Here is an 11797-nt window from a genome sequence, read left to right as displayed (position 1 = left end):
CTCTAGGGTCAGTCGTCGGCGTCGGCGCTCGGCTCATAGAGCTGAACGGGTTGAGCCGGCATGATGGTGGAAATGGCGTGCTTGTAGACCAGTTGCGACTGGCCGTCGCGACGCAGCAGGACGCAGAAATTGTCGAACCAGCTGACCACGCCCTGCAGCTTGACGCCATTGACGAGGAAGATGGTGAGCGGCGTCTTCGACTTGCGAACGCTGTTCAGGAAGGTGTCCTGAAGATTTTGCTTCTTTTCGGCGGACATACGGGGGTTCCCCTCTCATTGTTCTCGGAGGGCCACACGCCCCCCACACAAACAAGGTCATGCTAGAGGATTTTTCGCCGAAAGCGACACGCTCGCAGCGAAAAATTCCATCCAGCCTTGCGACCGAAAGCCGCCAACCCCGGAGATTGTTCCGATGTCAGACGGCTTTCTGGCGCGCCCGCTCGATATAGAGAGCCCGCAGCCGTTTCGCCACCGGGCCCGGCTTTCCGTCGCCCAGCTTCACGCCGTCCACCTGAACGATCGGGGTCACCAGAGAGCCCGCGCCGGTGATGAAAGCCTCACGGGCGGCCTGCGCCTCGGCGATGGTGAAGGGCTTTTCGTTGATCACCATGCCGCTCTCGCGGATCACGTCCAACAGCGTATAGCGGGTCACGCCGCGCAGGATGTTGGCGTTGGTGTCGCGGGTCCGCAGAGCCCCCTCGGCATCGACGATCCAGGCGTTCGACGACGCGCCCTCGGTGACCAGGCCCATGTCGTCGACAAACCACGCCTCGATCGCGCCGCGCTCACGGGCGGCTTGCTTGGCCAGGGCGTTGGGCAGCAGGCCGATCGACTTGATGTCGCAGCGGCCCCAGCGGTTTTCCTGAACCGAGATCACCGAAGCGCCCTGAGCCGCCTTGGTCTCGCTGGCCGCACGGTCCAGCGACCGCGCGGTCACCACCACTGACGGAAGGACCGCCGGGTTCGGGAAGGCGTGATCTCGCCGCGCGACGCCCCGCGTCACCTGCAGATAGCAAAGCCCTTCACGCACCTTGTTGCGCCGCACCGCCTCGCGCAGGACCATCGTCAGGGCGGCCTCGCTCATCGGATGGGCGATGCGCAGCTCATCAAGACTGCGCCACAGGCGGGCGAAGTGCCCTTCGGCGTCCGCCAGCTTGCCGTCGAACACCGCCCAGACCTCGTACACGCCGTCGGCTAGCTGATAGCCGCGATCCTCGATATGCACCGCCGCCTCGCCGTGGCGAACAAACCGGCCATTCACATAGGCGAAACGCGACATCTACTCTTCCTCATCACCCCGAGCGCCGGAAACGCCCAGGGACTTCAGCTTACGGTGCAGGGCGGACCGCTCCATGCCGATGAAGTTGGCCGTCCGCGAGATATTGCCGCCGAACCTCAGGATCTGGGCGTTGAGGTACTCGCGCTCGAACAGCTCGCGCGCCTCGCGCAGCGGCAGGGCGATGATCCGCTCCGCCCCGATCGCGCCGGCGTTGCCCGCGCTGGGCTGCTCGGCGCCCGACAGCATTTCGGCCGTGATCACGTCGCCGGGCTCGCCCGACGCCAGGATCAGCATGCGCTCGACGTTGTTGCGAAGCTGGCGAACATTGCCCGGCCATGCCTGGACCTGAAGCGTCGCCAGAGCATCCTCACCGAGGCGCCGGCGCGCCAGACCCGTCGCCTCGCTGATGCGCTCGACGAAGTAGTTGATCAGTTCCGGAATGTCCTCACGCCGCTCGGCCAGCCCCGGAACGCGCACAGGCACGACGTTCAGCCGGTGGAAGAGATCCTCACGGAACCGCCCGGCGGCGATCTCGTCACGCAAGTCACGCGAACTGGACGAAATGACGCGCACATCCACCTGGACGTCATTGTCGCCGCCCACCCGGCGGAAGCGCTGCTCCACCAGAACCCGCAAGATACGGCCCTGGGTCTCGCGCGGCATGTCGGCGACCTCGTCGAGATACAACGTCCCGCCGTGAGCCCGCTCGAACACGCCGATCTTGCGGGGCCGGCCGCCCTCGCCTTCCTCGCCAAACAACTCGACGTCCAGTCGTTCGGGCGCCATGCCGGCGGCGCTGACCGCGACAAACTCCTGACGGGCGCGCGTGCTCGCCCCATGGATCAGGCGCGCGACGAGTTCCTTGCCCGCGCCCGGCGGACCGGAGACCAGAACGCGGCTGTTGGCGGGCGCGACCTTCAGGATCAGCTGCCGCAGAGCCTGGGCCGGGGCCGATTTGCCGATCAGGCCGTCCGGAGACAGGGTCTGCGCACGAAGCCGACGGTTCTCCCGGCGAAGCCCCGCCGCCTCAAGGGCGCGCTCGACGATCAGCAAAAGCCGGTCCGACTTGAACGGCTTTTCGAGGAACTCGTACGCGCCGCGCTTGATGGCGCTGACGGCCGTCTCGATGTTGCCGTGGCCCGAGATCATGATGACCGGCAGGTCGGCGTCCAAGGCCTTGACCATGTCGAGCAGCTCAAGCCCGTCCATGCCGCCGCCCTGCATCCAGATATCCAGCACCAGCAAAGCGGGCTTGCGCGCCCGTATCGCGGCCAGGGCCTGGTCGGAGTCGGCGGCCGTGCGCACAGCATAGCCTTCATCCTCCAGGATGCCGGCGACGAGATCCCGAATGTCGGCCTCGTCATCCACCACAAGAACGTCGGCGCTCATATCATCTCCTCAACGCCACTCTGGGCCGCGACGGGCAGACGCGCGGTCGTTGGAAACTTCATCACGACGCGCGCGCCAGGCGGCTCGCGCGCATCGACGAGGGCCAGGCTGCCGCCGTGGTCCTCCATGATCCGCTTGACGATGGCCAGGCCAAGGCCTGTGCCCTTCTCGCGGGTGGTCACATAGGGTTCGGTCAGGCGGTCGCGGTCCTTGGCGGGCAGACCCACACCATTGTCCTCGACCGTCACGCACAGCTCGTCGCCTTCACAGACGAGGGTCGCGGTGATGCGCCCTTGGAGCTCAGGCTCGTTGGCGCGGCGCGCGCCGACCGCCTCGCCGGCGTTCTTCAGGATGTTGGTCAGCGCCTGGCCGACCATGCGTTCATCGCTGGTGATCCAGACGTCGCCATCGCCCGGCTCCTCCAGTCTGACCTCAATCTCGGCGTCCTGGAACCGTTGGGCGAAGACAGCCTGTCGCAGCATCTCCGTGAGGTTCGACGGCTCGAAGCGCGGCGCGGGCATGCGAGCGAACGCTGAGAACTCGTCGACCATGCGCCCGATGTCGCCAACCTGCCGGATGATGGTGTCGGTGCAACGATCGAAAGTCTCCAGATCGCTCGCGATCTCCTTGCGGTACTTCCGGCGAAGACGTTCTGCGGAGAGCTGGATCGGCGTCAGCGGGTTCTTGATCTCATGGGCGATCCGGCGGGCGACGTCCTTCCAGGCTGCATTTCGCTGGGCCGCTACCAGACGGGTGATATCATCGAAGGTCAGAACGAGCCCTTCTGCGAAATGGCCGGCCGCCCGCACGCGGAGCCGACGCGTCTCGCCCTCGCGCATGATGTCGACCTCGACGTCCGTATCGGGCCGGCTTTCCGAGAGCGAGGTCATGACCGTTTCGAACTCTGGCGCCAGCGCGATGAGATCCACGCCGAGCGCGTCATCGGGCAAGCCCAAGAGCGCCACAGCGCGCCGGTTGACCGCCGAGATCTTGCCGCGATCATCAAGGCTGACCACGCCCGCGCTGACGCCCGAAAGCACTGTCTCGATGAACTGACGGCGGCTTTCGGCGTCCAGGCTGGCGGCCTTTAGCGCGGCCTGCTGGAGCTGGAGCTCGCTGGTCATCATGTTGAAAGCGTTGGACAGCGCTCGGATTTCCTCTGGCCCCCGCTCGACTTCCACACGTGCGTCGAGATCGCCGCCTGAGACGCGGCCGGCCGCCTCGACCAAGCCTGCGACAGGCCCGGCGATGGAGTTCGCCGCCGCAATGCCCACCCAGATGGCGGCCACCAGCACAAGCAGGGCCGTCTCCAGATAGCTCAACCCGAAGATCGCCTGGATGCGGCCGCGACTGCGCTCGGCGTCGCGATAGGAGACCAGGGCGTCCTGAGTTTCGATGAGGTGGTTGAGAATGCCCTTCTCGATCGGTCGAACGACGTAGAGATAGCCGTCGTCGAACCCCTTGAGCTTGTAGAGCGTGCGGAACAGATCCGTCGATACAAAGCGCTGAGCGCTCGCCTCGCCGCCATCCGCCCAATCGAAACTTGCGGGCGGCGGCGCCAGGAAGGGCGGCGCGCCTTCCGCCTCGGTGCGGGCCAGAATCCGACCGTCGCGATCGAGCACATAGGCGGCCGAAAATCCGTTGTCCTGCGTCAGGCCGGCCAGAAAATGACCGAAAGCGACTGGCGACTGCGCCAGCGCCGGAGCGGCCTGGTTCAGGCTGGCCGCCATCGGGCCGATATGCTCGGAAATATAGTTCTTCTGCTGTTCGACGTAGGAATTGGCGACCTTGGCCGAGTTGCCGACCACGGTCTGGACCCGCTCACTGAACCAGCCATCGACGCCGCGGTTGACCAGCACGCCGAAGAACAGGGCGACGATGACGGCAGGCGCTACGGCCGCCAGCGAAAACAGACCTACAAAGCGCAGGTGCAGGCGAGCGCCTGCGTCGCTGGCCCGTGCGTCGATCAGCTCATACAGCCGCAGGCCGACGATGGTCGCGACGCCCAGAATGAGCACGAGATTGAAGCCGAGCACCACCAGGATGACGGTGCTGGCGGCGCCGATCGAGTCCGTGCGCGGTGGTGAAGACGCCAGGGCGACGCCTGTTACGGTCAAGATCACCGCCAGCGCGTATCCGCCGCCCATCAGATAGCGCGACCGCAACACCCCCCGCCACCAGGCCCGGCTAAACCGGGTCGGCGGGCTATCGGATCCCGTCGCGTAAGCCACTGAAGACATCGCTCACGAGTTTAGGAGCGTGTGGCTCAAATTCAACAGTTATGTGCCGCGAAAGCTGCAGCCGTCAGCGACGACCGCGGGTCATCTCCACGCCAAGGTCCTGGATCTTCTTGCGCAGCGTGTTGCGGTTGAGGCCCAAAATCTCCGCAGCGCGCACCTGGTTGCCGCGCGTCGCCGACAGGGTCAGCTGGATCAGCGGCCTCTCCACCTCCTCCAGAATCCGATCGTAGAGCCCCGGCGCCGGGACGCCGTCAGGCTGATCGGCGAAGTGCGACGCCAGATGGCGCTCCACCAGAGTCGAAAGCGTCACAGGCCCTTCTTCGGCCCGTACCGCAGGCGCGTGATCCTGCAGCTCCCGGTCCACGATGCGGTAGGTGATCAGCTCTTCGGCATAGAGCGCGCACATCCGACGCATCAGGTTTTCGAGTTCGCGCACGTTCCCCGGCCAGGGATGACTCTTCAGACGGTCCAGGGCGCCTTGGTCGATGGTCTTGGCCGGCAGGCCCTCCCGCGCGGCTCGAAGCAGGAAGGTGCGCGCCAGATCGGGAATGTCTTCGGCGCGATCGCGTAGCGGCGGCAAGCGGACGGGCGCGACGTTCAAGCGGAAGAAGAGATCCTCGCGGAACAGGCCCTGCTGGATCAGGCCGCGCAGGTCGCGATTGGTCGCGGCGATGATGCGCACGTTCGGCCGACGGCCGGTCTTCGGGTTGATCACCGGCTCGGTGCCATCGATCACGCGAAGCAGACGCGTCTGGGCGTCCAGGGGCATGTCGCCAATCTCGTCGAGGAACAGCGTGCCGCCGTCGGCCTCGACCAGCCGGCCGTTGTCCCCTTCCCCGCGTCCGAACAGCTCGGCCTCGACCCGCTCACGCGGCACGGCCGCCAGGTTGATGACCACGAACTTTCCGTCGCGACGACGGCCAAGCTCGTGCAGGGCGCGCGCCACCAGTTCCTTGCCGGTGCCGCTTTCGCCGAGGATCAGAACCGTCAGATCCGCTCCAACCAGGCGCGCGATGGTGCGGTAGACCTCCTGCATCGGCGCCGAACGCCCGATGAGTGGGAGGCGCTCGTCGCGCATGGCCCGCGCCTGGGCCTTGGAGGCCTCAGTGTCCGCTGGCCGCGACAAGGCGCGCCGCGCCGCAGCCGTAACGTCATCAAGGTCGAACGGCTTGGAGACGTATTCGAACGCGCCCGCGTCGGCGGCGTTGACGGCCGTCAGAAGGGTGTTCTGCGCGCTCATGACGATGATCGGAAGCTTGGGCCGCTCCTTCCGGATCCTGGGCAGAACGTCGAAGACGTTCTCGTCAGGCATCATCACATCGGTCACGACGAGATCGCCCTCGCCGTCGGTCACCCACTTCAACAATGTCGTGGCGTTACCCGTGGCGCGGACCTGGTAGCCCAGGCGGGTGAAGGCTTGACTGAGGACGAGACGGATAGAGCTGTCGTCGTCGGCGATCAGGATTTTCTTGCTCGCGGCGTTCATGCTCGGACGTCTCCGGAAGCGGCTTCAGGGGCAACAGGCAACAAGACGCGGAAGACCGTTCGGCCGGGCTCCGATTCAAAATCGATCAGACCGCCATGGGCGGTGACTAATTTTGTGACCAAAGCCAAACCCAGCCCCGTGCCGTTCGACTTGGTGGTGACAAACGGCTGGAAGAGATGATCGCGCAGCGTGGCGGGCACGCCCGGTCCGTTATCGATCACACGCACCTCGATCGGCGCGCCGCTCGTGGCTTTCCCATCAGCCCCACGGACACGGACGCCGGGCCGCCAGGCCGTGTGGATCGACAGCACACCACGGTCGTCGCCACGCATATGGGCGGCCTCGGCGGCGTTCTTCATCAGGTTCAGGAAGATCTGGATCAGGTGATCCTCATCCCCCCAGACAGGCGGCAGCGAAGGATCGTAGCTTTCCTTCAGCGTCAGGCCGTCTGCGACGCCATTGGCCACCAGCGCGCGCACCCGATCCAGCACCTGGTGGATATTGACGGGCTCACGCATGGTCGGAGCCTGCTCCGAAAACGCCTCCATGCGATCCACGAGACGGCGGATCCGATCGGTTTCGTCGACAATGAGTTGCGCCAGGGGCTGGTCGACGGCGCTGGCGCCCGTCTTCAACAGTTGCGCGGCGCCGCGAATGCCGGCCAAGGGGTTCTTGATCTCGTGGGCCAGCATCTTGCCGAGGCCGACGACGGAGCGAAGTCCGGCCGCATCGGCGCTGCGGTCCACGCCCAGGACGCCCTTCACGTGCAGGGTCAGAAGAACCGAGCCATCTCCCAGTGGCACGGCCGCGCCGTCCGCCTCGAAGGGCGGCTGACCGAAGAGATTGACCTCGACCCCGTGCTCGCGAACGAGGCAACCCTCGAACACGGCGCGATCCAGCAGTGACACCAGCACCGACCCGGGCGGCAGCGCTGCACGGAACCGCCCGCGCGCCAGAAGCGACAGACCGTGGCCGAACAGAGCCTCTGCGGCCTCGTTCACGGCGACAAGACCGCCGTCGTGATCAACGACCAATGCAGGCTCGGGGCTCAAGTCGAAAGCTGCAGCTTTCAGAGCTTCGGTGGCCACACCACCCAGAACGCGGGCGCGATCGGTCATGCGGCTTGCCTCCCCTCGGCTAGCCAAAGCGTACGGAGAGCGCTTTCCACAGCGACAGGATCTTCAAGGCGACAGAGACTGGCGCGCGCGGCCCTTCGCGCTTCGGCGGTTTCTGGCCAAGGCGCAGCCTCGATGTACGACGCAAGATGCTTGCGGAACATCTTCAAGCCCAGCCGCTCGCCATAGAACGACAGGCTCCGTCGGAAGTGGGTGATGGCGATGGCCAGACGCTCTTCCGCCTCCGGCTCCTGGAAGCCGCGCCCCTCCAGCGCCGCCTCGATCGCGCCCGCGATCCAGGGCCGCCCATAGACACCACGGCCGATCATCACGCCGTCGGCGCCGGACTGCTCCAGCGCCTGACGCGCGGTTTCGCCGTCGACGATATCGCCGTTCACAAGGACCGGCACAGAGACAGCTTGCTTGACCGCCGCCACCGCCGTCCAATCCGCGACGCCCTTGTAGAACTGGTTGCGCGTGCGCCCATGCACCGTGACGGCCTTGGCGCCAGCGGCTTCAGCGCGCCGCGCGATGTCAGGGGCGTTCAGGCAATCGATATCCCAGCCCAGCCGCATCTTGACCGTCACCGGAACATCCACGGCCTCTACGGCCGCCGCGACGAGGGCTTCGGCGAGGTCAGGCTCACGCATCAGAGCCGAGCCGCAGGCCGCGCCTGCGGCGACTTCCTTGGCCGGGCAACCAAAGTTCAGGTCGATGATCTCCGCGCCGGCCTCCTGGGCCATGCGCGCACCCTGCGCCATGAAGTCGACGTCGCGCCCCACCAACTGGATCACCGTGAGCGGCAAGCCCTCGCCGACGGCGGCGCGGCGCACGACGTCAGGACGCCCTTTGGCGAACTCGGCGCTCGCAACCATTTCGGTGGCCACATAGGGCGCGCCAAGCGCCGAGGCCGTCTCTCTGAAGGGCAGATCCGACACGCCGGTCATGGGCGCTATCCACACCCGGCCCGGAACCTCGACGCCACCGATATCGAGCGCTTTGCTCATTTTGTAATCATCCCCACAGCTACGTTTTTAGGCATATTGTGCGGCGCAGTAAAGCCCGGATCGACTGGACAAGCGGCGCGGCCAGACTAAACAGCCGCCATGACCTTCTCCGTCGTCATCGTCGCCGCAGGCTCCGGAACCCGGGCCGGGCCAGGCCAAGCCAAGCAATGGCGCGTTCTGGCCGGTAAGCCCGTCCTGCGCTGGTCGGTGGAAGCGTTTCTGGCGGCGGGCGCGGGCGAGGTCGTGATCGTCACCACGGCGGACGGCGAAGCCTTCCTCCCGCGCATCCTGGAGGGCCTCCAGGGCTGGCGCTCGACTCTGGGCGGCGCGACTCGGGCGCTATCTGTCCAGGCAGGCCTTGCCGCCCTGTCCGAGCGCCCGGGCGCTGAGCCGGTGATGATCCACGATGCGGCTCGCCCCTTCGTGTCGCGCAACGTGATCCTCGCCTTGCTCGGGGCGCTGGCCGACGCCGACCTCGCCCTGCCCGCCCTCGCCGTCGCCGACACCTTGAAGCGACAGCCGACCGGCGAAGCGGCTCAGACCGTCTCGCGCGAGCACCTGTGGCGCGCGCAGACACCGCAAGCGGCGCGTCGCGATACGCTCATCGCCGCCTACGCCGCCTGGACCCATGGAGAACCCACCGACGACGCCCAGGTCGTCGAGGCCGCTGGCGGGCGCATCGCTTTGACCGCGGGTGACCCGCTTCTCACGAAACTGACCTATCCAGAGGATTTCGCCATGGCCGAACATCTCGCCGGCGTCGCGCGCGTCACCCGTGTCGGCCAAGGCTTCGATGCGCATCGCTGGGGCCCTGGCGAGGAGGTCTGGCTCTGCGGCGTTGCGATCAAGCACGACGAGACCCTGGTGGGGCACTCGGATGCCGACGCCGGCCTGCACGCGCTGACCGACGCCATCCTCGGCGCGATCGGCGAAGGCGACATCGGCGACCACTTCCCGCCCACGGACCCCAAGTGGAAGGGCGCCGCCTCCGACCAGTTTCTGAAGCACGCGGTCGATCTGGTGACCGCCAAGGGCGGCGCGCTGGTCAATGTCGACGTGACGCTGATCTGCGAGCGCCCCAAGATCAAGCCGCACCGCCAGGCCATGCGCGAGCGACTGGCCGAGATTCTCTCGATCCCGGTCGACCGCGTCAGCGTCAAGGCGACCACTACCGAGAAGATGGGCTTCACCGGCCGCGGCGAAGGCCTCGCCGCCTCGGCCGTCGTCGCGGTCGAGACGCCGGCCTGATTGGGTTAGGCTGAACGCCCGCGAGACCGGAGGCTCTCATGTTCCCCCTCGAAATCCAGACCCTGTCACGCCTGCTGATCGACGAGGCCCGCGCGCGGTCCCTCCGACTGGTGACAGCGGAAAGCTGCACAGGCGGGCTGGTCGCGGGCGCGATCTGTTCGATCTCCGGCGCCTCGGACGTCTTTGAGCGCGGCTTCGTGACCTACACCAACCGGGCGAAGTCCGAGATGCTGGGCGTCGCGGGGGATCTCCTCGCCGACTATGGCGCGGTTTCGGAACCCGTGGCGCGGGCGATGGCGGAAGGCGCCTTGCGGGAGAGCAACGGCCATGTGGCGGTCGCGATCACTGGCGTCGCCGGTCCGGGCGGCGGCACACCGATGAAGCCCGTCGGGACCGTCCATTTCGCCGTGGCGCGGGCCAACCGCTCGGTGGCCCACCGCCACGAGCGTTTCGATGGCCAGACGCGCGAGGCCGTGCAACTGGCCGCCGTCCTTACCGCGCTGGAGATGCTTCGCGAAGCCGTTGCCTAGGCGCCGTGCAGTTGCTGGGCGCGTGCTTCGAAGCAGGCGATCAGCTTGCCCGCCGCGCGGTCCACGTTCGCGGCCAGCATGGCGTCTAGCAGCGCGGACTTGAACGCAAACTCGATGACGAATTCGACACGGGTCGCATCGCCCTCGGGCATAAAGCGCCAGCCATTGCTGAGGCGCTTGAACGGGCCGTAGAGCAGGCTGACATCGATCGATCGGGCGTCTTTGTCACGACGAACGCGGGTCGCGAACTTCTCGCGCAGAAACGAGAAGCCCACCTGGGCTTCAGCGTCGACGGTGCTCACGGGCCCATCGACGCGACCATTCCAGGTGCGCATGCCCGTGATCCAGGGCACGAACTTCGGATACGCCTCGACGTCTCCGACCAGCTCGAACAGCTGGTCGGGCGTATAGGGCAGCACCTTCGTAACGACGTGACGGTGCAAGGCTTAGGCGGTACGAGCGTCGAGGGCGCGCCGCGCGGCCTGCAACTTGGCGAAATCCTCGCCGGCGTGGTGCGACGAGCGGGTCAGCGGACTGGACGACACCATCAGGAAGCCCTTGGCGCGGGCGATCGCCTCATAGGCCTTGAACTCCTCAGGCGTCACGAAACGGTCGATCGCCGCGTGCTTGCGGGTCGGCTGCAGGTACTGGCCAATGGTGATGAAGTCGACGCCGGCCGAGCGCATGTCGTCCATCACCTGCATGACCTCTTCCTTGGTTTCACCAAGACCGACCATCAGGCCCGACTTGGTGAACTGCGAAGGGTCACGCTGTTTCACCCGATCCAGCAGGCGAAGTGAATTGTAGTACCGCGCGCCAGGCCGGATTTTCAGATAGAGCCGCGGCACGGTTTCGAGATTGTGGTTGAAGACGTCCGGCTTGGAGTCGATCACCACATTCTCGGCCCCCTCCTTGCGCAGGAAGTCCGGCGTCAGGATCTCGATCGTCGTGCCCGGGGCGGCGGCCCGGATGGACGTGACGACCTCGGCGAAGTGGCGCGCGCCGCCATCCAGCAGATCATCGCGGTCCACCGAGGTGATGACCACATGCTTGAGGCCCATCTTGGCCACGGCCTCGGCGACCCGGCGCGGCTCGTCGGGATCCAGCTGGGTCGGCAGCCCTGTCGTGACGTTGCAGAAGGCGCAGGCGCGGGTGCAGATCTCGCCCATGATCATCATGGTGGCGTGCTTCTGGCTCCAGCACTCACCGATGTTCGGGCAGGCGGCCTCTTCGCAGACCGTGTGCAGCTTGTGCTCGCGCACAATGCCCTTGGTCTCGTTGTACTGCCCCGATCCGGGCGCGCGCACGCGCAGCCACTCCGGTTTGCGGAGCACCGGCGTGTCCGGGCGGTTCTGCTTTTCGGGGTGGCGCGCCGCCCGGTCTTCCGAGCCGCGAGCCTTGAGGGTGTCGATCACCGTGGCCATGGCGCCTAAATCGGCCTTCTTGCCCTCCGGATCAAGCGCTTGATCTTGCGTAAGCCCGCAAGGCGCGAAATGACTGAGCT

Annotated in this window: 11 protein-coding genes; 2 read left to right on the top strand and 9 right to left on the bottom strand. The window is 66.5% G+C overall.

Going from position 1 to position 11797, the window contains the following annotated elements; translation table 11 throughout:
* Window positions 1-8: 8 nt before the first annotated feature.
* The 7 genes from hfq to dusB form a co-directional block, all read right to left on the bottom strand.
* Window positions 9-257 (bottom strand): RNA chaperone Hfq, encoded by a 249-nt coding sequence (gene hfq, locus CVUC_RS14960; RefSeq protein WP_010919613.1) that lies wholly within the window; start codon window positions 255-257, stop codon window positions 9-11.
* Between the two features lie 157 nt (window positions 258-414).
* Entirely contained in the window at window positions 415-1278 is an 864-nt protein-coding gene (locus CVUC_RS14955; protein ID WP_096033282.1) for a D-amino-acid transaminase, read from the bottom strand.
* The gene (gene ntrX, locus CVUC_RS14950; protein ID WP_010919611.1) at window positions 1279-2667 is read right to left on the bottom strand and encodes a nitrogen assimilation response regulator NtrX; all 1389 of its coding nucleotides are present in this window, start codon (window positions 2665-2667) and stop codon (window positions 1279-1281) included.
* Entirely contained in the window at window positions 2664-4907 is a 2244-nt protein-coding gene (locus tag CVUC_RS14945; RefSeq protein WP_012640318.1) for a sensor histidine kinase NtrY-like, read from the bottom strand. Before CVUC_RS14945 ends, ntrX begins: the two co-directional genes overlap by 4 nt.
* A gap of 64 nt (window positions 4908-4971) precedes the next feature.
* Window positions 4972-6393, bottom strand: coding sequence for a sigma 54-interacting transcriptional regulator (locus CVUC_RS14940; RefSeq protein WP_096033281.1), 1422 nt, complete (start codon window positions 6391-6393; stop codon window positions 4972-4974).
* Window positions 6390-7511, bottom strand: a complete 1122-nt coding sequence (locus CVUC_RS14935) for a two-component system sensor histidine kinase NtrB (protein WP_012640317.1) — start codon at window positions 7509-7511, stop codon at window positions 6390-6392. Before CVUC_RS14935 ends, CVUC_RS14940 begins: the two co-directional genes overlap by 4 nt.
* A complete protein-coding gene (gene dusB / locus CVUC_RS14930) occupies window positions 7508-8515 on the bottom strand; it encodes a tRNA dihydrouridine synthase DusB (protein WP_096033280.1) in 1008 nt (335 codons plus the stop codon). The genes CVUC_RS14935 and dusB overlap by 4 nt, the downstream gene beginning before the upstream one ends.
* A 99-nt stretch (window positions 8516-8614) precedes the next feature.
* On the opposite strand from dusB, the gene CVUC_RS14925 reads away from it, so the two are divergent.
* Both CVUC_RS14925 and CVUC_RS14920 read left to right on the top strand, forming a co-directional pair.
* A complete protein-coding gene (locus CVUC_RS14925; protein WP_096033279.1) occupies window positions 8615-9763 on the top strand; it encodes a bifunctional 2-C-methyl-D-erythritol 4-phosphate cytidylyltransferase/2-C-methyl-D-erythritol 2,4-cyclodiphosphate synthase in 1149 nt (382 codons plus the stop codon).
* A 38-nt stretch (window positions 9764-9801) separates the two neighbouring features.
* Window positions 9802-10293, top strand: coding sequence for a CinA family protein (locus tag CVUC_RS14920; RefSeq protein WP_010919605.1), 492 nt, complete (start codon window positions 9802-9804; stop codon window positions 10291-10293).
* On the opposite strand, the gene CVUC_RS14915 is transcribed toward CVUC_RS14920, so the two are convergent.
* Window positions 10290-10736 (bottom strand): type II toxin-antitoxin system RatA family toxin, encoded by a 447-nt coding sequence (locus tag CVUC_RS14915; protein WP_096033278.1) that lies wholly within the window; start codon window positions 10734-10736, stop codon window positions 10290-10292. The two genes, CVUC_RS14920 and CVUC_RS14915, sit on opposite strands and share 4 nt — an antisense overlap.
* A gap of 3 nt (window positions 10737-10739) precedes the next feature.
* On the bottom strand, window positions 10740-11717 hold the full coding sequence (gene lipA, locus CVUC_RS14910) for a lipoyl synthase (protein WP_096033277.1): 978 nt from the start codon (window positions 11715-11717) through the stop codon (window positions 10740-10742).
* Between the last annotated feature and the right edge of the window lie 80 nt (window positions 11718-11797).

The sequence above is a fragment of the Caulobacter vibrioides genome, from assembly GCF_002858865.1.
Taxonomy (GTDB): domain Bacteria; phylum Pseudomonadota; class Alphaproteobacteria; order Caulobacterales; family Caulobacteraceae; genus Caulobacter; species Caulobacter vibrioides.
The sequence above is the reverse complement of the archived record's forward strand: the minus strand, read 5'-3'. Positions and strand labels throughout refer to the sequence as shown.